General features: G+C 44.2%; 22 protein-coding genes and 1 pseudogene. All 23 read right to left on the reverse strand.

All coding sequences use genetic code 11. From position 1 onward, the window contains the following. Positions 1–241: 241 nt before the first annotated feature. Complete coding sequence (locus tag CSX02_RS00905; RefSeq protein ID WP_099385286.1) at positions 242–1390, reverse strand: nucleotidyltransferase domain-containing protein; 1149 nt, start codon at positions 1388–1390, stop codon at positions 242–244. 474 nt (positions 1391–1864) lie between these two features. Continuing rightward, positions 1865–2347: a helix-turn-helix domain-containing protein gene (locus CSX02_RS00910; protein ID WP_099385287.1), complete on the reverse strand. Its 483-nt coding sequence runs from the start codon at positions 2345–2347 to the stop codon at positions 1865–1867. Between the two features lie 171 nt (positions 2348–2518). Continuing rightward, positions 2519–2971 carry a tRNA (N6-threonylcarbamoyladenosine(37)-N6)-methyltransferase TrmO gene (gene tsaA / locus CSX02_RS00915; RefSeq protein WP_099385288.1) on the reverse strand — a complete coding sequence of 151 codons (453 nt, stop codon included), beginning with the start codon at positions 2969–2971 and terminating at the stop codon, positions 2519–2521. A gap of 391 nt (positions 2972–3362) precedes the next feature. Beyond that, the gene (locus tag CSX02_RS00920; protein WP_099385289.1) at positions 3363–4760 is read right to left on the reverse strand and encodes an ATP-binding protein; all 1398 of its coding nucleotides are present in this window, start codon (positions 4758–4760) and stop codon (positions 3363–3365) included. A 147-nt stretch (positions 4761–4907) separates the two neighbouring features. Then, positions 4908–5321, reverse strand: a complete 414-nt coding sequence (locus CSX02_RS00925; RefSeq protein WP_099385290.1) for a hypothetical protein — start codon at positions 5319–5321, stop codon at positions 4908–4910. Positions 5322–5606: 285 nt separating this feature from the next. Next, a pseudogene (locus CSX02_RS00930) lies at positions 5607–7067 on the reverse strand (VirD4-like conjugal transfer protein, CD1115 family); the annotation flags it as partial. An 86-nt stretch (positions 7068–7153) separates the two neighbouring features. Continuing rightward, complete coding sequence (locus CSX02_RS00935; protein WP_058351587.1) at positions 7154–9055, reverse strand: AAA family ATPase; 1902 nt, start codon at positions 9053–9055, stop codon at positions 7154–7156. Positions 9056–9069: 14 nt separating this feature from the next. Then, positions 9070–10716 (reverse strand): MobQ family relaxase, encoded by a 1647-nt coding sequence (gene mobQ, locus CSX02_RS00940; protein WP_254175637.1) that lies wholly within the window; start codon positions 10714–10716, stop codon positions 9070–9072. A 107-nt stretch (positions 10717–10823) separates the two neighbouring features. Then, the gene (locus tag CSX02_RS00945) at positions 10824–11120 is read right to left on the reverse strand and encodes a DUF3847 domain-containing protein (RefSeq protein WP_022030174.1); all 297 of its coding nucleotides are present in this window, start codon (positions 11118–11120) and stop codon (positions 10824–10826) included. A gap of 131 nt (positions 11121–11251) precedes the next feature. After that, the gene (locus CSX02_RS00950; protein ID WP_002584969.1) at positions 11252–12085 is read right to left on the reverse strand and encodes a methyltransferase domain-containing protein; all 834 of its coding nucleotides are present in this window, start codon (positions 12083–12085) and stop codon (positions 11252–11254) included. 182 nt (positions 12086–12267) lie between these two features. Further along, a complete protein-coding gene (locus CSX02_RS00955) occupies positions 12268–13488 on the reverse strand; it encodes an MFS transporter (RefSeq protein WP_002584949.1) in 1221 nt (406 codons plus the stop codon). A 375-nt stretch (positions 13489–13863) separates the two neighbouring features. After that, complete coding sequence (locus CSX02_RS00960; RefSeq protein ID WP_014080336.1) at positions 13864–14100, reverse strand: hypothetical protein; 237 nt, start codon at positions 14098–14100, stop codon at positions 13864–13866. Between the two features lie 456 nt (positions 14101–14556). Beyond that, positions 14557–14853 (reverse strand): P-loop NTPase family protein, encoded by a 297-nt coding sequence (locus CSX02_RS00975; protein ID WP_022030173.1) that lies wholly within the window; start codon positions 14851–14853, stop codon positions 14557–14559. 133 nt (positions 14854–14986) lie between these two features. Further along, positions 14987–15181, reverse strand: coding sequence for a transposon-encoded TnpW family protein (locus CSX02_RS00980; protein WP_022030172.1), 195 nt, complete (start codon positions 15179–15181; stop codon positions 14987–14989). Between the two features lie 78 nt (positions 15182–15259). Beyond that, a complete protein-coding gene (locus CSX02_RS00985; protein ID WP_206538840.1) occupies positions 15260–17110 on the reverse strand; it encodes a recombinase family protein in 1851 nt (616 codons plus the stop codon). Positions 17111–17157: 47 nt separating this feature from the next. After that, on the reverse strand, positions 17158–17463 hold the full coding sequence (locus tag CSX02_RS00990) for a conjugal transfer protein TraG (protein WP_099385291.1): 306 nt from the start codon (positions 17461–17463) through the stop codon (positions 17158–17160). Next, positions 17460–17939, reverse strand: a complete 480-nt coding sequence (locus CSX02_RS00995; RefSeq protein ID WP_099385292.1) for a PcfB family protein — start codon at positions 17937–17939, stop codon at positions 17460–17462. The genes CSX02_RS00990 and CSX02_RS00995 overlap by 4 nt, the downstream gene beginning before the upstream one ends. 11 nt (positions 17940–17950) lie before the next feature. Continuing rightward, positions 17951–18898, reverse strand: coding sequence for a ParB/RepB/Spo0J family partition protein (locus CSX02_RS01000; RefSeq protein WP_099385293.1), 948 nt, complete (start codon positions 18896–18898; stop codon positions 17951–17953). Beyond that, entirely contained in the window at positions 18855–19679 is an 825-nt protein-coding gene (locus CSX02_RS01005; RefSeq protein ID WP_099385294.1) for a ParA family protein, read from the reverse strand. Before CSX02_RS01005 ends, CSX02_RS01000 begins: the two co-directional genes overlap by 44 nt. 9 nt (positions 19680–19688) lie before the next feature. Beyond that, positions 19689–20618 (reverse strand): DUF6017 domain-containing protein, encoded by a 930-nt coding sequence (locus tag CSX02_RS01010; protein ID WP_099385295.1) that lies wholly within the window; start codon positions 20616–20618, stop codon positions 19689–19691. Positions 20619–20745: 127 nt separating this feature from the next. Next, positions 20746–21789, reverse strand: a complete 1044-nt coding sequence (locus tag CSX02_RS01015; RefSeq protein ID WP_189281263.1) for a DUF5688 family protein — start codon at positions 21787–21789, stop codon at positions 20746–20748. Between the two features lie 106 nt (positions 21790–21895). Then, positions 21896–22246: a DUF6547 family protein gene (locus CSX02_RS01020; protein ID WP_099385296.1), complete on the reverse strand. Its 351-nt coding sequence runs from the start codon at positions 22244–22246 to the stop codon at positions 21896–21898. Positions 22247–22305: 59 nt separating this feature from the next. Then, the gene (locus CSX02_RS01025; protein ID WP_189281265.1) at positions 22306–22641 is read right to left on the reverse strand and encodes a helix-turn-helix transcriptional regulator; all 336 of its coding nucleotides are present in this window, start codon (positions 22639–22641) and stop codon (positions 22306–22308) included. Between the last annotated feature and the right edge of the window lie 230 nt (positions 22642–22871).

Raw genomic sequence — 22871 nt, forward strand, 5'->3', positions numbered from 1 at the left:
TTATATTTCAATCATGGTCTCAATACTACACATCAAAACTCTATCCATCATCTGACTACCATAGCCCTTACGCCAATTGTCAGATAAACTGTGAATACAAATAAGTTCTGCTTTCCCGACAAGTTCGGAGTCTCTTGCTGCATCCCAATATGCAATGCAATGAGGTTTTCCGTCCACAGTGAGAAGATATCCATTTCCATATCTCCTCATTTATCTTCACAAGAGTACGACAAATTGCGATTTAACTATACAGATAATCACATACAAAATCATCGATATTTGCATAGCGATTTATCTCTAAACCTATTTTTTTATATTCTTCAAGGTATTCCTTTAAAGTACTGTCAAAAGCCTGTGCTGTAGCGTATAAATCTGCCGGATTATAACCTGATAGTGGATTGTAATCTCCGATACGCCATTCACTGCTAATCTCGGATAACATAGCGTTAAAAGAAAGCAAACTCATAAACGCTAAATGTCTATTTTCTGTTTCAGCCGCAAAGTACATTTTGTTGCGCCAATTAGAAAACATTTCCTCATAAGTTTTTTCAAGTGCATGAGCAGTTACAGCCTTTCTATTACTGTCATTTTGAGATTCATTATCCTCAAAAATCGTTTCGTTCTTCTCTTCCAATATATCTTGTACACAAATCGTTTTTCCAAGACTTAAGCCTTCTTTAACAAATATCTCTGTAGTCTCTTTTATAAGATACATCAGATTTTCTTTCGCTTCAGCAACAGTAGGTGCAGAAATCACTTTTTCTATCAATTCACAAAACATATCCGGCTTCTTTTCCATACCGTTCAATTCATCATATGCTCGTTTTACTCCCAATCGAAAATATCTCTTATTCAGCATTGCAACAGCATTCTCCAAATAGTATATGGCCGCACCTATACCTTCTAACATCTTAGTTTTGTTTGCGGAGTGCTTTGCAATGTTTATATAACGATATGCCTCTTCCAAGTAATTTAACGACTTATCATAATCTTGTGTTGTAAGTGGAACAGCCAGCTTATCCTTAACTGTATTTCTTAATTTTTCCAACTTTTCGAGATATTTTTTATCAGCACAATAAACGATTTTTGAATCCATTAACTTAGAGATATTCGGATGATTATATTGTGCATCATCCTTTAAATTATCCCAAGTGGTACAATAAAGATCGTGTCCCACCATTTCATCTTCTTGAATAAATGTACAACCTAATTGCCAACCACTATCATCATTAATCAAAATAAGCAAATCCAGGTCAGACTTAGAATATATGTCTCCGGTCAAAAATGAACCATAAATGCCTATCAATGCCAATGATTCCGGGCATACCCTTTTCGCTTTTTTTACTATTGCATCTATAATTTTCTGATTTCTCTCTTCTAATCGTGTCATGTTTATCCATCCTTACAACTCTTTTGTGAAATAGTATCGTTTATATCTTGTTCATTTCCATCATTTGTAATTCTAATATTAATGTTGTTCATTTAACTTTAAACTCCCCTACAAATCTGAATTTGCGCGTTTCTACGAGCGGTGCAAGGATGTACCGAATTGGCTGTCGGGAGCTTGCTCACGGACAGGCATATTCGTGTGCAGACTTATAGTGCGACAGCGCGACATGAGCATGAAGCGTAGCGGAATGCGAATGCAGTCACCGCTCAACAAACTGCGAATTGTTAATTTCACTGTCTTCAATTATACAGAATCCTCATCCAGTAAGGAATATACAATTCAAAATAATTACCAAAAAGGACAGCTATCTCTTTCGAAATAACTGTCCTCTGTAAGGTTAATCGGTTCGATATTTAATTAAGAGCTCAGCAAACTTGAATTTGAAGTCACTCGCCGTTTAGCTGTTTCAAAATTCTATCTCTTGGTTAGTTCGTTTAACTCTTTTCTTATTTTAACTCTAAGCACTATACCATATCCCCATACAAACCATCCGCATATTAAAGTCACGATAAGTTGAGCAGTATTATCTGCAACAAATTTAGCAAGGGTAAATGAAATAATAATGCCTATAACAATTAATATCTCTGTAAAAATCCCATCTTTTTGTAATTGTGATTTCTTTCTTTCTATTGAATACTCTGCAATCTTGTCAAATGTTTCTGTTAATTCTTTATTCATAATCTCACTTTTCCTTTCACCTTCGACTAATTCCTTAATGTCTACTTCATAGTAATCCGCCAGTTCTATTATCAGACTAATATCCGGCAATGTACTTCCTGTTTCCCAGCGTGAAACAGAACGATTAGATACGTTCAGCTTTTCTGCAAGCTGTTCCTGTGTCAATCCTTTTTCGTTTCTTAACATTTTAAGAAACAAACCTATTTTTTTCTGGTCCATGTCGTTTTCTCCTTCCACTTGAAGAATATATCAATCTACCAACTAACAACAGGACATAAAGTGAGAAAATGCCGTATACATCTTGGTAGACACGTTTGTCTAGTTTTATTTCATCTTGAGATTATATAGAAAATCGGAATTTTGTTTTCCCTACAAACTGCGATTTGTTTATCAAAAATAATGCTCCATTAAACGATCAACCCATTCCGGAACCAATGCATCTTTCCTATCATATACAGGATAATATGGCTTTATATCTAAAACAGGAGTTCCATCTACTGCATCAAGTCCTTCAACAACAATCTTGTCTTCAGAAACAGAAACCACTTTAACAGATGTCATTCCGATACGGTTAGGTCTATCTTTTCCACGTTGTGAAAAAATGCCAACCAGTGGCATGTCATCCCTATTCTGGGGCCTTCTTTGAAGATGCTTTTCCTTTTCATACTTTGCTTTATCAAGATGATAAATGATAATCACATGAGAAAAATCTTCAAGTCCTTTCAACCCAAAGTTATACTCTTCATCCAATATTATAGAAGAAGTGTCTTCTCCCCAAGAAACATCTTTTCTGTCCTTTACTTTATTTCTAACATAACCAATTGGTTCCATTTCGATTTTCATAGTTGTATCCTCAAATCTCGATTGTTATAATTCACTATCTACAATTATACAGAATCCTGAATTATCATGGAATACCAAATCAGTATTCCTGATATTTAAGCAGCCCTGTTGCAATTTTTCTATCTTACAGTATATACTATCCAGGATTCAAAAACCTCCACACAGCATCTTTTCAAGCAGCGCTAGAAGCAGTTTTTCAGCTGTAATGCAGCCCTACAAAAAAATCCAGGTCTTCCTATACCGGAAAACCTGGATTAAAAAATAAAATTATGTTAGTTCTACAAATAATCACAAATTATTTGTTGGCGATAGCTGCCTGTGCTGGTGTGCTATCCTACGACACTTTTTGCAATTCCTTAAAAGGCTCTATCACCTATTGGGTTTTTCGCATTCAGCTATACAAATCATCTAATGTTAGCAATGATACCTTCTCTGCATCAGCATTCTCAACAACCCACTTAGAAAAGCCTGACAACGAAAAATAAATATACTGAACTTCCTCGTATTTTCTATCAATGAGCCCCTTTCTGTTCATCAGGTTTTCATAAACTGGCTTATCTATCTGTTCATTTTTGAACTTGCACTCTCCAAGAATTGCCTTCTTTCCAATTTCATCAATTCCAACAACATCAATATCCGTTGGAATACGATCATGTCCCATACCCCACCATTTTCCTACATTTGTAGTCATGCATTTCAGCTTTCCATCTAGCCCGTGTGAAAGAACGTAATATCTACACATATCTTCAAAAATCTCACCCATGAAATCATGCAAATTGTTCTTCACGTACGTATTATAGTAAACTTCTCCGCGATTCATCTCGATGGCCGCACGCCCCTTAGGTATGAATTTATACCAAAACCGATACATGCCATCAACGATTTTATAGTTAACCTTCTTTTTGTTCTTTTCATCTGTTATGGCGGAAACTTTTGCCAAAACTCCAACTGTAGTAAGATTCTTTATAGTATATGAAACCGCAGCGGTCGACTCATGTACTTTGTCAGCAATTTCATTTACTTTATTTGCTCCACCTGAGCATGCCTCAATCACTGTATTATATGTGTTAACCGTTCGAAACTCTTGCATAAGCAAATTGTATGGTTCTTCATAGAGGTAACCAGATGGTTTAAAAAAATTATTAATTAGATTATCATCTAACGAAACAGAGTCATCAAAAAGTGATAAGTATTTTGCGACTCCTCCAGTTACACCAAATACAACAGCCTTTTCCTCATTATTGTATTTAGGCACGAATTTAGCAGAATCTAGATAATCAAATGGTTTTAAAAAAATTTGATTATCACGTCTGCCAAACAGTGGGCTCTTTTCACTCAAGATCTTTTTTTCCATAAAACTAATTGCAGAACCACTAATAATAAGATATATATTTTTCTTACTAAGAATTGAATCAATCGCACCTTGAAATCTTGATAGAAAAGACTCGTCCACTTCGGCAATATATGGTATTTCATCCAAAGCAATTACAGTTTTTTCATCCTTACAACTATTACCTACAAACTTAAAGAAGCCTTCCAAATCCGAAAACTCTACACCTTCCATCTCCGGTACGATATCAGAAATGAATTGTGCACTCCACTTTTTAACATTATCTTCTAAGCTAGATTTTGCTGCTATATAATATGATGCTCTCTTATCCTTAATAAATTCTGTGATAAGGGTAGATTTACCTATACGTCTGCGACCATAAATAACAGTCATTTGGAAACCTGGCTGATTATATGTTTCCTCCAGCACACTCATTTCATGTTCTCTACCTATAAACATAGTTATTTCTCCCGCTAATAATATTCTTTACTAAAACCGATTTTATTAAAATGTGTTTTATTAAAAATAATTTTAGCATAGTATTCGTAGATGTCAATGTATATTTCTTTACGAGTTACAGAGAATTCTTTGCTTAGAGCCCTATTTTTAATACTTACTCCAAAGTAAATACAATGATCCAACTAGAACTATAAAATACACTATTATGACTACTACAATTTCAATAACTCCTAATAGCGCTCTATATTTTAAAAGTGTGTTTTCAAAAATAAATGTAATTATCGAAAATATAGTCATCACATTTGCAAAATTTTGATGATTTTTATCGCTCACTAAAGTATCAAACTTTTTAGAACACATAATAGCAGCATATAAAAGCAGGCCAATGATTACAATTATTGCCATCCAAATCTTAGACAAGTCATAGAATATTTCAATAATATCTTTAATCATTGAAATGCCCATCAACCATGCTGCAACATATGCAGCCTTATTATTAAATAGATTTAACTCTCCTTTAGCTTTATTTTCCTTATGCTTCTTATTTCTGTTATCTCCCATTTTACCCTCTACTCCTTATTCATTATCTCCTATATCGAGAATCCAGTCATTATAATTGTTTTTTATGTATTCTCTACCACTAGGCTTATAAACTATTGCACACGATAATAGTTTCAAAATCATGTAGATACTTCTTTCACCAGAATTGAAATTTTAAATCATATTGCATTATACTTTTCGTGCTTCATCTTATATGCCCCCGTAAGTATAATCATATGTAATTGTCACCTCACACGACGCATTTTATTATAACGTATTTGCGAATGCATGAGGTGACTAAATTAATCAAGCCCTCACCACATCAAACATTTCCCCACTTTTCACTTTAATCCCTTGATGAAGAAACCGTTGTATATCCAACTTATTTCTCTCATCATACTCACCGGTCTCTTTATACAGTGGATGCTGAGTGACATCATATTTGTCCGACAAAAATGGACGTACACCTCGAAGCTGCAGGATGCACTTGTCACCATCCATGACTGCGATTTCATCCACAGTCATGAGGTCCTTGCCACTCTTCTGATAGTTCATGGAGTAGGAAGGATTGTTTCCTCTGCTTTCACCGGTGTTATACATGTCGATGGTCTCTTTTCCAAGGAATTGGGATAAATCCTTCAGCGTGGTTGGCTCAGTGCCACCAAGGAATAACTGAGAATCCATATTTCCAATGATGGTATCTGTGTTGTCCTTATAGATGGCTTTCAGCTGTGACTTTGCCTGTAGGAACAGGCATGCACTAATCTCACGACTTCGGATGGTTGCTACCAGCTTCTCCAGGTTCGGAATCTGTCCGATATTGGCTGTCTCATCAATTAGGCATCTGACGTGCACTGGAAGTCTGCCGCCATACACATCATCAGCCTTCTCACATAGCAGATTGAAAAGCTGACTGTAGACCATGGAAATCAAGAAATTAAAGGTAGCATCTGTATCACTCATAATGAGAAATAATGCTGTTTTTCTATCTCCCAAGGTGTCCAGTTCCAATTCATCATAGCTTGTGATTTCTCTAAGTTCTGCAATATCAAATGGAGCTAGTCTTGCACCGCAGCTCACAAGAATCGATTTTGCTGTCTTGCCCGCCGCCAGCTTGTACTTCTTATATTGCCTTACTGCAAAGTGATTTGGACTCTTCTTTTCCAGATCATGAAACATCATATCTACTGGATTTTCATAATCCTCATCATCCTCGCGAACCTCTGAAGCATTCAGAAATTCTAGTAGCGTATTAAAGTTCTGCTCTTCCTCTGGCGCCTCATAATGGATATATCCAAACAGCGCACAATAAAGAAGAGTCTCGGCCTTCGTCCAAAACTCGTCTCCGGCTTTGCCATCCCCTTTCGTATTTGCGATAAGGGTATTCACCAGTTTTAGGATGTCCTTTTCTGAGTGAATGTAGGCAAATGGGTTGTAGTGCATACTCTTTTTGAAGTTGATGGTATTAAAGATTTTCAACTTGTAGCCATGCTTCAAAAGAGTCTTACCAGCTTTAATCACCACATCACCTTTTGGATCTGTGACAACATAACTTGAATGCATCTGCAACAGATTCGGAAGCAGGAAAAACCTGGTCTTACCTGATCCAGAACCACCAGTTACAAGTACATTCTTATTTCTTGCATATTTTGGTTTCTTCGGGCGGCTATTCATCATTAGTCGCTCGGTTTGGGTAAGGATGATATTATCCTTAAAGTTTGGAGCCATATACGGCTCGATATCCTGCGCTGTACCCCATGAAGCGTTTTGTCAAGTGTTATTTGGAGTTATTGACGCACAATCAAGGCGAAAGCGCGAAAGTGCAAAGCGCAAAGGGTCTGCACTTTGCGTTTTCAGCTTGCGGGTTCGGGCGGCTGCTTCTTCTTGATGAAGTTGTACCATTGACCGCCGACGCGCCTTGCGCCCAAAACACCGCCCATGTTGCGCTTGGCGTTCTGTACCGTCCTCTCGGATATTCCGGCTTCGGCTGCGGCCTTTACAAGGTCCTCGCTGGCAAGCTCTTTCCCGTCTGCAAGCAGGTCAAGTATCAGCCGTTCCGCCTGTTCGGTCTTGGTGGCGGTGTTGCCGCCCGCGCCGGACAGCAGCTCGTCGGCGGTAATGTCATACTCGCCTATCCACGAAAAGCCCGTTTCCGGGTCAAGGCAAAAGGCTATGGGCTTACCCTCCGCCGCAAGAGAAGATTTGTCATGGACGATAACGCGCACATTCGGTTCCCGTTTCACGCGCCCGATCAGCAGGACGCTCCTTGCTGCGGCGCGGAAGTCGATGGAGCCTAAACCCCGGTAGGCGCTCTGTCCTCCGGCGGCTTTGTTGAGGTGTCCGATTAGGATAACGGCGCACCCGGTACGCTCGGCAATCTCGGCAAGGCGGCGGAACATGGGGCGTATCTCGTTGGCCTTGTTCATGTCGGTTTTCTCGCCCACATACGCCTGTATGGGGTCAAGGATAATCAGCCGCGCCCCGGTCTGTCGGATAGCTCTCTCTATGCGCTCATCGGACAGGGAAAGCCCCTGCTTGCTCTCGTCAATGACAAGAATGCGGTCAAGGTCTGCTTCGGCTTCCATAAGGCGGGGCTTGATGGTGTCGCCCAAACCGTCCTCGGCAGTCTGGTAAATCACATTGAACGGCTCATGCACTGCCATGTGGGGGAACGGCTTGCGGTTGGTACAAGCGGCGGCAAGGCGTAGGGCAAAGGTGGTCTTGCCCTCGCCGGGGTTGCCCTGCACAATGGTTACTTTCCCAAAGGGGATATACGGCTCCCATAACCATTCGACGGTCTGCGTGTCCACCTCGCTCATGCGGATAATCTCAACGGTTTCTTCCTGCGGCGGCCCTTTCAAGCCGTAGACCGCTTCTCGCAAATACTTCCCGTCTGTGATTTCTGCCCGGTGCTGCAATACCTCGTTCCAATCCTTGAAAAGAGGGATAAGCCGGTGGACGGTGTAGCCCTCCGGCATGAGCTTCACAAGGCGGCTGCAAGCGTCGTTTCCGGCTTCGTCGCTGTCAAGGCAGAGATAAACGGTCTTGATGTTCGGACGGTCAGAGAGAAAGCGGAGCAGGGCTTTTTCTCCCACGCCGCCCAATGACAGGTAGCTTTGCTTCTGCCAATCCTTTTTGAACAGGCAGAGGAAAGAAAGCAGGTCAACGGGGGCTTCAAAGACAAACACTCTTTCGCCCTCGCCCCGGTAGCAGAAGTTAAAGGCTTTGTCGCTGCCTTTCACATCAAGGCGGAAGTTTCCCGCCGTTCCCTTGCTGTGGGCGTAGCGCGGTATTCCGTCCTCGTCCCGCCCCACAAATACGGCGTTGTGGTGGGCTGCGTCCTCGTAAATATCGCCGCTGGCAAAGAAAAAGCCCGTCACATCTTCATCAATGCGGCGGGCGGCTGTGAGGTAGTTCCTCGCTGTTCGGTTGTCGGGGCTGCGGGGCGGTAGCCGGAAGTCGGAGAGGGGCGCGGAGCTTGGTCTATCCGGCGGCGGTGCGGCTCCCTTTTCTCCTGTGAGAAGTTCAACGGCTTCGGTAAAACTCTTGCCAAAAAACTCCATGACAAAATCAATGGGGCCGCCGCCCTTGCTCTGGCTGTGGCGATACCACTTGTTGCCCCGGACGGTCAAGCTGTCGTGCCGTTTCCATCGGTATTCCTGTCCGGCGCGTTCCAGCGGTTCCCCCTGCGATTGCAGGAACAAAACAAGGTCGGCTTGGTTCGCCCGGTCTATCTGTTCTTGGGTGTAGTACAAAAAACTCACTCCTTTCATCGGTCTATGTCGTGCCGCTTTGTGCGGGTCTGTGTCTGCTCCGGCTGGTCGGCGCGGAGTGCAATATCCACGCATTTGCGGATTTTTTGAAGTTCGGAAACATCGGCGCGGGTATCTTTCAGTTTGGCATAATCGCTGTCCCTCTGTGTTTTGAGGTCGGCATATTCCTGTTCCCATTCCGCAATAGGCAAGGTCTTTGTTCCTTTCGGCAGATTTGCATGGAGATAGCGGCTTGCTGCGTTCCATAGGGTCAACTCGGCGCGGTGGGCTTCCTCGTACTTGTCGCGCTTGTTTGTCCAGCCGTTTTGCAGCTTTTTCAGCTCATCGTGAACGGGCTTGTACTCGGTGTAGTTCTTCCCGTATTCAATCAGCTTTTGCAGCTTCTTCATGCGTTCCTCGGCGGTTTTCATTCCTGCCCGGATAGTGTCGGCCTGTTCGCTGACAGAGGAAAGGGCTGCGTCCAGCTCATCAAGGGTAGAGATACCATGCTCGGTCAGATAGTTGACCGCTGCCGCTATGGTTTTCAGTTCATCGGCTGTGTGCTGTTGTTGCCAACGCTGCGAATACTTCCGGCTCTTTTCTCTCTGAACGCTCAAATACTTCATCAGCAGATTTGCAAGGCCGGGGGATTGTTGCGGCTGTTCCGGGGCGGTTTCCCACGCTTTGAACAGGTCGGCAATCCATTCTTTGAGCTTTCCAATCTGCGCTCGGATTTCCCGTATAAGGCGGTTTGCCTTTTGGATATTCCGGTTCAGTTCGCCTTTCTCGGTGGCAATACCTTTCTTCTCCATCTGGCAAGCCGCCACGCCCATGTGGACGGTGGGTATCTCGCCAATGCCGCGCTCGGCGTTGCTGCGGTGGTCGATACGCTCCGGGCTTCCGGCTCGTTCAAGGTAGGCGTTTGAAATATCCGCCCATGCCTTACGCCACAAGAGGGCGTTGCCCTTGTCGTTCCAGCCGGTCAGGTCAACTTTGTGCGTCTTGTATCTGCCGCTTGGCAAGCGGATACGCTCGCCGTTTTCATCAAGGTCATATTCCTTTTGGGACTTTGCCGCCCATGCGCCGCGCTCGTCAAGGGGGCGCATGGTAAGCATGATGTGACAATGGGGATTGCCCTTGCCGGTGTCGTGAATGGCATAATCAACGCACATTCCTCTGGAAACAAATTGAGAGGAACAGTATTCCCGGACAAGCCGGATTTGTTCCTCTCTGGATAACTCTATGGGGAGCGCCGCGTCAATCTCTCTGGCAAGCTGGGCGTTCCCGGCTTTCTCGTAAAGCTCCACGCTGTTCCACAAGGTTGAACGGTCAGAGAAAGAGGGCGGGGCGTGGGGTGGCAGCATAATTTCCGTATGGACAACACCGCCTTTGCGGGTGTAGTCGTGTGTCATTCCGTCCCACTCATTTGTCAGCTTTTCGCCGCTTCGGTAGGCGGCTGCGGCAACGGCTGATTTGCCCTTGCCCCGGCTGACAATGCTGATATTACAATGATAGATGGCTATGGGTATCACCTCCCGGATAAAATGAAAACCCGCAAAAATGGTACAGACGCCAAAGGCTGGTATACTGTTTTTGTGGGTGTGCAGGGATAGCCGCGTAAGCGGCGCAAGGGGTGCAGCCCCTTGTTGCGGCAAAGCCGCCAATGTCGGTCAGAGAGGGAAGCAAGCGGCTTTCTCTCTGTGCCGACAAGCCCTCGGCAGAGCGCACGCACCCGTAAGGGTGTATAAGTGCGCCCTTTGTACCAAAGGGATTATTCGCTTTTCCCGCCCTCGGTGCGTTTTTTCAGATAGCCCCGCGCTTCCTCGCTCGTCAGGGCAAGCCGGAGAAAGGCGGCGGCTTCTTCGTCGGTCATGGTCTTTGCTTCTGGCACAATGCTCTCAAAGACCGCACCCCGGACGATCAGCCGATGGCTGCGCGTCCTGCGTTCCTCTTGGGATAACTTTTGCCGCAACACCTTTTCCCGATTTTCAAGCTGCCGGATTTTCTTCTTCCCGTCCTCAATCTCGGCTTGCAATTCCTCGCGTTTTTTTTCTCTCGGTTTCGTCATGGGTGGTCACTCCTTTCTACCTGTCGGCATAGAAAAAGGACAGTCGATTTCCTCGGCTGTCCTTTTGATTAGGGTGTTTGGTTTACTCCGTTCTGCTCAATAAATGGGAATATTAAATATCAATACGCCCTTTAATACATTCCTATTAAAACATCAGCTTCGATTGTCAAATGTGTGAGAGTACGCCAATCAACGCAATCTTTTTCAACGCAAAAGAGAAGCGGCGTCATTTCAATAAACGACATTCTTTGTTCTGATGACAACTGTACGGTGGCTGAAACCGTTTCTCTTGAAATGGTTTTAAGATATTTCTCAAAATATTCAACGACAGACTCATTTGAATAATCTGGATTTTTCAAGTGTGCTTGCACTTTAGTCCTGATTTCCCTCAAATGATTTTTCGTAGGAATTACTTTCACAACATATCCGTTAGGAGATAGCAATCGCTGAAATTCTTTGTAGTGTGCAGGCGAAAATATGTCTAAAATACAATCCATACTTCCGTCTTTCAAAGGGATTTTTGATAAGTCAGTAACAAACCACTTCACTGCTTTGCGCTTGTCTTTTTTTGATGCAATCTGTATTGCCTCCCTTGACAAGTCAAAGGCAAAGATGTTTCGTTCTGTTCTTTGCTGTATCTGCCTTGCATAGAAACCCTCGCCGCAACCAACATCTAAAATGTTTCTTATAGATGGCGTATCAGAAATAAACTGTATGATTTTCTCCAACACAACATCATACATGCCATACTCCAAAATTTGGTGCCGGTTGTCAAAAGACCGCTTGCTGTAGTTGGTTTTGGGCGATGATTTTAACAACAAATTTACATACCCATATCTTGAAATATCAAAGCAATGTCCATGTCTACAAATTAGGCTATTGCCTTGTATATCCATTGATTTTGTGCAAATTGGGCATTGAAAATAAACCTTGCTGTCTGCAAAGCGTGATAAATTATTATTCATTTGTTTTTCCTCCGTAATTACATCTCTGCTTCAATAAGCGAGTTATGCAATACGGATAACCGCAACATAACTCGCGGTTTTATCTTAATCTCATAAATGTAACCATTGTGTTGTCCTCCAATCAATTCCGCAGTATTACTCTGCTTTTAGAAAAAGTATAGCACAAAACAAGGTGCAGTTGATTATTGCGTATTGTCAATCTCTCTCAAACCGGGTAGTAAAAATACGGCAAGCGCAACGATGATAATGCCAATTCCGCAAATGACAAACCATTTCTCAACTCCCAGCCGCTCCGCCAGAGGCCCGGAAATGACAAGGCCAAACGGCATGGCGAGGGAAGCGGCGCTTGTCAGTAGAGAAAAAACTCTCCCCAGATATTCTGGTTTGACCGTTTCTTGAAAAATCGCATTTTGCACACCGTAAAATGGAGCGGAAATTCCCATAACAGTACAGCACACAACAAAGACAAGAAATGCGTCTGGCGGCAAAAGCCCGGAGAGCATATTGCTAACGCCCATCAGGAGAACGGAAAGACCGATGGTGTACCGCCGTTTCTTAAAACCGCCCCAAATGCTCAGAATGACTCCGCCAAGCAGCATACCAACCGCAAAAGCAATTTCAGCGGCAGAGGCATGGGCCGGTGTTCCTTTGAAGTATGACATACAGATGAGAGGAAAAAGCGTACTGATTGGCATATAAAAGAACATATAAATTACACCAATCCAGAGCAGAGCAAAGAGGCCCCTGTTTTGCTTTAATACCACATACCCCTCTTTCATATCCTGTAAAAACTGTTGTCTTTTCGTTTCTGGACATAGTTCAGGCGTTGGTATGGACGAAATCGCAACAGTCACACAGGCAAGGATTGCACCCACAATATCTAACAATATAATTGCATTAAGAGGCCAAACAGCATATAAAAACGCTGCGGCAGCTGGACTGATAATCGCACTTACTGCTTGCATGGTCTGCGTGTAACCAGCGCATTTTGTAAGTTCCTCTTTTGGCACAATCATAGGTGTTGCTGCGCTGAATGCTGGAGAATGAAAAGCAGTTCCCGCACTTCGGATTAACAGGACAACCATAATAGACCATACGGGCAATTCCATGTAAAACGCCACCAGCGCCAGAATACCGCCAGCGGCGGCAATTATCAAATCCGCACCAATCATTACGCTTTTACGGCTGTGCCGGTCAACAAAAGCACCTGCAAACGGGCCTAAACAGGCTTGCGGCAAAAATCCAATCAGTGTTGCCGCCGTCAATATGATTGCAGAATTAGTTTTCGCAACCAAATAAAAGATAATGGCCATTTGCAAAATACCGCTGCTAATAAAGGATATTGCTTGTCCGGCAAGAAGTGTAAAATAAGTTTTTCTCCATGAATTGTTGTTTTGGGTCATAATGCGAACCTCCTTTTTTATTGCATTGTTCCTTTGTTTCTGCAATAAAAAGCAGGCGTTGTCCCACAGAGAGGGCAGACGCCTGCATAACAACAAAGCACGAAAAAACACCACGATACAGTTCAAAGACTGCTCGTGTCAAACCTACGTGTTCCTTTGCATACGCACGCAAAAAAAGCCCACCATCATGTGGAAAGGTACTTCTACTTTTTATTGCTTATTAGCGTACACAAATTAACACACGTAAGCCTCCTTCCAATCTCAAACTGTCGCACAGTATAACACACATCCGATAGACTTGTCAACCATTTTTAACCTTGTTTTCCATCTTGTTTTTCCATCTCTTACGGGCAGTAGCAAAGCCAGGCGAGCCAGTCAACGGTCAAGATGAACGGCGCTTTCAGCGCCGCCGTTGACAGTCTCGCCCGTCTTTGCTAATGGGTAATCAAGGCGGGAAAGCCATTTTAGGGCTTTCCCGCCCATTTCAATTTTGGGAGAAGAAAGGCCCCAAAATGAACGAGTGCGGCCAAACACTTTTAGGGATTGGCCACCTTGTCCACCCATCCAGCGGGGCGGCGGGGAACGGTCAAGGCCGGGCGTCAGCCCATTCATTTCAGCCTTGACGGTTTCCTGCCGTCCTGCTACTTTTCCCGGAGTGTGGCCACACATCTGGTCACGGTGTCCAGAGCTTTGGGACTTTTTGTCCCATAGGCCGGGGGCGGAGGACGAGGGACGGGGGCTTTCATAATACGCCCTGTCTGCTGCTGAAATCAGCCCTTTGTTTCCGGCTTACCAGCCCCAAACAAAGCCCTGCTTTCCTGCCGCGTCAAATGCCCTTGCCCTCCCCGGCGGCAACGGTATTTTCAGGGCAACGCCGACAGAGCGTATAACACACTACACTTTGCTCCGCAAAGTCGTGTGCCAAATGGGGCGCTGCCCCCTTTGGAAACCCCCGCAACAAACAGGTGCTATGCACCCAGCCGGGAGCATAGCGCCGTTTGTTGTCAGCAGCCCGTTTCACGGTCTGCGTGTAGTTCCTTGTAAACTGACCTTATGAACATTTCAACTCTATTTCAGCCTGTCGGCGACGTTGCTCTCTCTGGCATACCGCCGCGCCGCTTCCCGCCGTTCCTCGCTGTATGGGGCGGTCAGACGGAAAGAGAAGCGGCCTTTCTCAATGTCAAACTCCATGCAGCCCGTTTCCGGGTCTGCGTCGGTCTGGCGGCACACATCGGGGTGCTGCTCGGCATAGGCGGCAAGCCGCTTCTTCAAGTCGGTGTTGTGGGTACGGATATGGATCAACGGGTCTTTCTCATCAAACCAGATGTCTGTGATCTTTTTTTGCTTGGGAAGCCCTGTTCGCATAAACTCTCCTTTCTGCGCCCTCGTTTGGAGAGAGGGGCATTTTTGAGGGAATTTTCCCGGCTCTTGACTTGGGGAAAATGGGGATTTTCAAATAGAAACCGCCCCGGCGAACCATTCTTCGTCCGGGCGGTTCCTATCGCGTGATTTTCGTTTTTTCCGGCTCTTGACCGTCCTGCAAGCTGTCGGCAAGTATCACTTTGAGCAGCTTGTCGCGGAATGTTTCTGTGCCGCTGTGGTTGAAAAACAACTCCGCAACGATGGTCTGTCCGTCCCTCTGTGTCGTGATAACACTGTCGGGGGATTGAGGTGTCCCGTTCTGTTCTGCCATAGGCGGCTCCTTTCTCTGGGTGCAAAAGAGGGATTTCCCGTAGCCCGGAAAATCCCTCTTGGTTGTCAGTATTCGGTTTTACTGTGCGGGTGCTGCGGCGGCTTCCTGTGCCTTTTTCTTTGCCCGGTATTCCCGTGCTTTCATGCGGTCATACTCCCGTCGCTTTTCAAGGTTACGCGCCCGGTACTCCCTTGAATACTGCCGGTGGTAGGCGCGGCTCTTTTCCTTTTGGGCTTCCTCGATTTTCTCCCGCATTTGCCGGATTTCCTGCTCCGTTGGCTCTGTAAGCTGTGTCACTTCGTTCTCAAATTTGCCGATATAGTTGAAATATATCCCGATGTGCTGAATGGCTTGTTTTGCCCTTTTCTTGTCGCGCTCATGCACTTCAATCCGGCTGATAAACTCGTTGAGAATGGCGGGGGTCAGGTCGGTAAAGGCAGCGTAGCGTTCCGTCAGCTTCAAAAACTTCTGCGCCCGTCCGCCCGCGTTCTCAAAAGCGGATAGCTGCTCTTGCAGCTCGGCAAGCTCCGCTTTCAGCGCATAGTATTCTTCTGAATACTTCTGCGACATTTGCTCATAGCGGTCTTGCGGGATCGTGCCGAGGGCGTTGTCCTCATAGAGCTTGTTCAGCACCTTGTCAATCTGTTCAAGGCGCGTCGTGATTTGCGGGATACGCTTCTGCTGTTTCTTGGTCTTGTCGGTCTGCTGCATGGCAAGGTTCTTTTTCACTAAGGCTTCAAATTCCGCCCAGTTGCTGATAGAATAGTCCTCGATTTTCTTCAGCACTTCCGCGATGGTCTGCATGAGCAAATCCGCGTCAATGATGTGCGGGGAATTGCATTTGGGGTTTTTGGCTTTTCCCTTGTGGTACTCGCTGCAATAGGCAACATGACGCTTGCCGCCATTCCGATAATCTATGCGAATGTGCATTTTCGCACCGCAATCCTTACAGAAAAGCAAGCCCGACAAAGGGTGGATTTCCCCGTCCCCGTTGGGGCGTTTGACGGGCGCATTTTCCAAAATCCGCTGTACGGTTTCAAAGTCGGTGCGGTCAATAATCGGCTCATGCACATTTTCGGTTATCTGCCATTGGCTCCGGTCTACATAGTGGTTCCGCTTGTCGCGGAAGTGCTTTGTGGTCTTGAAGTTGACAACATCACCGCAATACTCCTGCCGTGTGAGGATATGGGTCAGGGTGGCTTTGTTCCACTTATAGCGGTTGGCCTCATTGAGCGCCCTGTTTTTACAGGTTCCCCGCCCGCGCTCTTTCATGTAGAATGTGGGCGTTGGGATTTGCGCCTGCGTGAGATATACGGCAATTTGGTTTCGGTTTTTTCCGTCCAGAAACAGGCGAAAAATCAAACGAACAACTCCGGCGGCTTCCTCGTCGATAATCCAAAAATCCTTGTTGTCCGGGGATTTGACATAGCCATAGGGGGCTTCGGTGGCAATCGGCTTTCCACTCATGCCCTTCGTCTTAATGCCGGTCTTTACTTTCTTGCTGATGTCCTTTGCGTACCACTCCGACATGATGTTGATAAAGGGCGCAAACTCCAATGTATCGGGCTTTTCGCTGTCTATCCCGTTGTTGACTGCGATAAAGCGCACATTGTTCCGTCTGAATATCTCCATCGCATTGCCGACTTGGAGATAGTCACGCCCCCAGCGTGTCAGGTCTTTCATAATGCAGACACCGATTTTCCCGTTCTCTACATCGTCCATCATGCGGGAGTAGGCAGAACGGTCAAAAAATCTGCCGCTTTCGTCATCGTCAATGTAGTGCCGGATATTGGTTAAGTGCTGCCCTCTGGCGTAGTTCTCCAAAAAGATTTTTTGGTTCTGTATCGAGTTACTCTCACCGCCGTCCCTGTCCTCGTCGCCCACGGAAAGGCGGGAGTAAAGGGCTGTAATTTTACTATAATCAGTCATGTGCATAACCTCCTGTGCGTCCATATAGGCTTCCTTTACACTTAAAATTATGCACTCCATCGTGCCGTTCCATATTCTGCACCATGACGGTATTTCTTAGCATTTTTACCTCTTACATAAACAACAACCTTCATTCCAATACCAAAAGCAATACCGACCATCAAATCAAAGGTATGCAGGCTTGGAAGGAAATTCTGAAGCGCTATTGGAAATGCCTGCGCTAGAGCTCCCACTTCATTTACCGCATCTATCGTCTGCGATATTCTCCAAGCCTCTCCCAGATTTGTCGCAAATAATCCAATAAGCACATAAGGAATATTTAACAGGATCAGTCGTTTCTGCTTTTTGGTCATCGCGTCATCTCCTGTGTTCTGTTCTTTGCCTTGTTTGGTTGTTTCTTTGCAATCTCAATAAACTTATGAAGCTTCGCAAGCACACTTGGTCGCTCCTGCTTCTTTACCATCTTCTTGCTGTATTCGTTCACCACAGCTTCCATGGCATCGGTATCTCTGGCTTTGAAAAAAGCCGTAAACACCGGTGGCTTCTCAGAAGTGTCCTTCATAACAGCGAAGTCTACACCGTACTTCTTTGCAATACGCTCAAAAGTACGAAGCCCTTCATCGCCGACTACCATGCTGGTTACTCCTTGATTCTGCTTAATCAGTTCATCGATGGATTGCTTGCCCTGGATATGCTCATCAATAGCTGCCAGCTGCTTTTTCTGCCGATGTCTCAAGTAAGCTTTCACTCCAGCAATGAATGAACTAACAGAAAGCTTTGTGGTAGTAATCACAAGTCGGACAGTTTTCTCTTCAATCTCTTCCTGCATAGAATCACCTCCTAACGTTCCATATCTCTATTACGTTTCTTCTGCCACTGGTCAAGTAGCTTGATAATAGTATCTTCCATCTGCTTTGGCGTATAAGACTTTGGGAAGTACTTCTTTAAAGTGTCATGCTTCAAAGTGACTCGATCCAAGTCCTGTTTCTTCTCTTCAGAAAGAATGATGTTCATTCCTTCCTGGGTAATCTCACCATTCAACGCCAGCTTCTTAATTCGCTGTGCCTGAGATAAAGAAGGAATCGCCTGGGCATAATCAATAGCTGAAAGAAGGTCTTTCTGCTGTTCTGGATTTAAGAATGAAAGCTCGTAGGCTGGATTAAAGCCCATTTGCTTATCATCTACTAATTGAAGAAGCTCTGGATCTAGGTTGGTGAGGCGGATATAGCGCTGAATTTGCTTGGCACTATCTCCTACTTGCTCAGCTAAAATATCCCTTGATCTCACACCATTTAAATTGTGGTCAACTTGACCACAATTTTCTTTTGAAGGTCTTCCTGCCTGCCTTTTCATCGCATCCAACTTCATCTTAAAAGCCCATGCTCTCTCACTTGGCAGTATCTCTTCCCTTTGCAGATTCGAATCCACCATCAAAATCGTAGCTGCATCATCATCCAAATCTCTTACAATACAAGGAAGTGCCTCAATCCCTGCTATTTGGCAGGCATGATGTCTTCGATGTCCTGACAGGATTTCATAGCCTCCATCGCGGTCTGGTCGAACAATAGCTGGTTGCAATACACCAAACTCTTGAATGGACTCCACTGTTTTTTCCATATCAGCATCATCACGAACCTTAAAGGGATGGTTCCGAAAGGGATGCAATTCATCCAGTGGAATGTCTACCACCGTATCACCATTCACGGCACCTGCCTTATCAGCCGATGCATCATTTCCAAAAATATCATCGTAACTGCTCAGCTGAATGTTTGAGCGCTCTTTCTTCATTCTTCAGCACCTCCTTTGTTAAATTCTGATAGGCTTCTGCCACCTTCCCTTTTGGATCATGCGCAAAGATACTTTTCCCTTCTGCACTGATTTCTGCAGCTCTAACAGAATGTGGAATCTCTGTCTTATAAACCTTCAGCTTGCTACCGTAGGTATCACGAATCAGGTTGCTGATATCCTTCGCATAATTTGTTCTGCCATCCACCATGGTTAACAGGATGCCATCAATCTTTAGCTTCGGATTTATCTGTCGCCTAACCTTGTTTACTGTCTGAAGCAACTGCTCCAAACCTTTGGCTGAAAGGTACTGAGCCTGAACCGGAATCACTAATCTGTCCGCAGCAGCTAACGCATTTACGGTAAGCATCCCAAGAGATGGCATGCAGTCAATCAGCACATAATCGTAATTGCCTTTTACGGAATCAATATATTCCTTTAGCACTTGTTCGCGGCTCATGACATTTACCAGGGATACCTCCATTCCTGATAAAGAAATGTTGGCTGGCATCAAATCCACACCTTCCGGATGATGAAGAATCCCTTCCCCCGGTGCGATTGGCTCTTCCCGAAGAACCTTCGCCATAATGTCCGCCACGGTAACAGGAAGCTCATCTGCTTTTGGATGTCCAAGGCTGATGGTAAGTGAACCCTGCGGATCCATATCCACAAGCAAAACCTTTTTCCCTTTAGAAGCTAGCCCAACACCTAAGTTTTCTGTGCTCTGGGTCTTCCCGGTACCTCCTTTTTGATTAACAAGTGCAATCACCTGTGACTTACTCATTTTCTCCTCCTAAATCAATCCATTTGCTCTGTCATGGTTAAAAAGCGTGTCGTAATGGGCATCTATCGTCAGCGGCGCATTATAAAGCGTCGTGATCAGATACTGCCTTGTATTACGAACCAGAGTCGTGTTCTTCTGAAGCCCTTCTAACACGTACTCAATATGCATGGAATTAATCTTCATAAACTGTGCCTTCACAATCGGTGCCGGTTTGTCCTCTTTTCCAACACAGATGTGATCCTTGGTCGAACAAAGGACATCCACCATCAGCTCTGCTAATTGATATATCAGCTCTCGTTGATATGGATATCGCTCTTTTAAAATCTCAAGGCTGATGTTCTCAGCCACATAATCCTGATATTTTTTACGAATCTGTAATGCATCATTTCCATTCCCTTCCATTCCATTTTCCTGTGGCGACTCACGATAGAGCCGTATTCTGTCAGAATGGAATGGAATAGAATCAGTATTACTAAAATCAGTATTGTTATTATCAGTATTATTTGTTCGTCCTTTTGACACTTCTTGACCTGTCAATTCCACATTTCCTGAAGTGTCATTTTGACATTTCTGGAAATGTTCCTTTAACACTTCAGATGAAAAGTTCTTTACATAGATGAGATTTGGCTTGGTTAAGCCCTGACGTTTCTTTTCGATAAGCCCGATATCTTCAAGCTCTGCAAGGATATTTACAGCCTTCTTATTGGCACATCCTAGTTCATCCTGCACTTCATCGATGGTGTAGATGATATACACTCTGCCATCATCATCCTGCCAACCGTTTTTTGCGGATAAGCTCATACGGTCCAGGAGAAGACCATAGAGAATCTTGGAGTCCGACGACAGACGCTTTAGACGTTCTTCCTTGAACAGAAGCTTTGGAATTCGTACAAATGAAAAAAGGTCGCTTTCGCGGCCATAGAAATAATCAAACGTCATTTTTTCTTCTCCTTTAACAATCTCATCTCTTCTAGGATTTTACGGGTGCACCAGCCGATGCATGGCTGATGCTTCCCGTAAGGACATCCTCTACAGGCAGAGGGCTTCTTGCCTGTCTTTTTATTCATTACAACGCCTCGCCACCACGGTCATGAGGACGAGTGACACTTTCATGAATTGGAGCTTCACGCTTCTTATCAGCAAGCTTATCAAGAGCTGATTCACGCTGCTTTGCGGCGGTACGCTCCTCGAACTTCTCAGCCAGCTCGAAGACTTTATCCTTAGAATCATAGTGATAAACACTATCTGTAAGGATATCTTCCGGCTGAACCTCGGTAGCATTTACCGTACGAACCATGTCTTCCAAATCAGCACGATTCATACTTCCATCATCTCTTACCAAGAGAATTTCATGGATCGATGAAGGCAATACATAGAAATCACCGCCAACTCTCTCAGCCGCCTGCTCCATGAAATCCTGGTAAGCAAGTACGCTGGCGCCCTGCACCTTATCTGGAACTGTGGCTACAAAAAGTGGCTCATTCTCTGGTGGTGCAATCGGCATGCCCATCATCATAAAGGCCTCATCGCCCATCATTTCCTGCAATGTCTCAGACATAGTCTTAATCACTGCCGGGCGAAGTTCCGGAGCAATCGTCATAGCATCTTCATGAAGCTGATCTGCTGTGATGCCATAGGAATCAAGAAGCTGATTTGTCACCAGAATGCTGGCTCTGCCCTCATCTGAAGCATCCAAAACAAAGCGATATACCACTGCCATGTCTTCGATGTTCTTGTGTGGTACCTTCTCAAGCATGTCAGCATTTCTCTCTGCTGAAACCACTTCCATGGAAAGCGTCTGTTTCATCTGGTCATAATCATTGACCTTATCGATATCAAAGCTCTTCGATTCTGTGATTCCCTTGGCAGCCTGATCAGAAGCTCTCTCCACGATATCGATATAATCTCTTCCATCCTCGTACGCTTCAAAAGCACTGCTGAGATTGATATTTACACCAATCACACTTCCCGGTGCTTTCACAGTCAAAGCATCGTACCCATCGTTCAACTTATCAATGTGCTGAACAGCTGTCTCTGCTTCGATTCCCCTGTTTGCAAGATTCTTTCGTACATCCTGCTCCATGTCCTGTTTGAATTTCTCGTAGTCCATTGTCTACCTCCTTTGAATAGTGAATAGTTACTGCGCAAAATGAGCGCAAAAAAAGCAGCTATCTCGATTTGAGATAACTGCTATGTAACGTTCAATATTCAATTATTTATTCGGGCCACTCGTCTCCTGCACATCTAGCAATAAAATCATAATACATACTATCAAAATGGTCGTATGGATATGGCTCTCCTTTTTGACTTAATACCAAATCCCTACAATCCATCATTTCATTCATATATTGCAAAGTATCATGGATTCCGCTTTCTCTAGCTTCTATTACCATCTGAACTATAATTCTCTTTTGTTCATTTGATAACATTGATAAAAATTCATTTATATCTCTATTTTCATCTGTATTGGGATATCCATTGCCAAGAATCCATTTTCCTCGTACACTATCTTTTCTCTCTACTAAACCATCAATAAATGCTTTATACATTTCAAGTCCATTTTCCAAAATTAAGCCTCCTTCGTTTTAAATTATATCAAATCAAAACCTAACTTGAGACACAGAATCTAGATTAATCCTGCAATTCTTTGCTTGATTACCCAGAAAATATCTTCTTTATCCTTAATAGAAAGCTGGTCGTATAACCTACATAAAGAAATGTATCGATTACAAAGAATCTGCTCTTCACTTTCCTCGGCGTAAGATTCTAATAATAATTCTCGAACATCTACCTTATAGAGTTTTGCAAACTCAAGTAAATCATCTGTAGTAAGTGGATGCTCATTTGCCTCTAAAGAAATAATTTTTCTTTTACTTATTCCTAATGCTTTTGCCACTTGTTCCTGAGATAAATTTGCTGCATTCCTTGCTTCTTTTAGCTTTTTTGCTGTAAAATCGCTCATTTTCAAACCCTCCTCAAAGTGCAACATGTTGCACTATTCATTTTCAAATACAAAAATGCGTCCTTGGAATTACCTTATACTAATTCCCAGAACGCATCAAATATATCTTGTATAAAATTTTTTTGCCTATAAGCTTATACCCAAAACTTTTTTCATTTTTAGGTAAAAATATAGGGAGTCAAAATGACTCCCTATACAAGAAACAGCTTAAATTCAAGCTTTTCCGGGAA

This window comes from Agathobacter ruminis, assembly GCF_002735305.1.
GTDB classification, from domain to species: Bacteria; Bacillota; Clostridia; order Lachnospirales; family Lachnospiraceae; genus Roseburia; species Roseburia ruminis.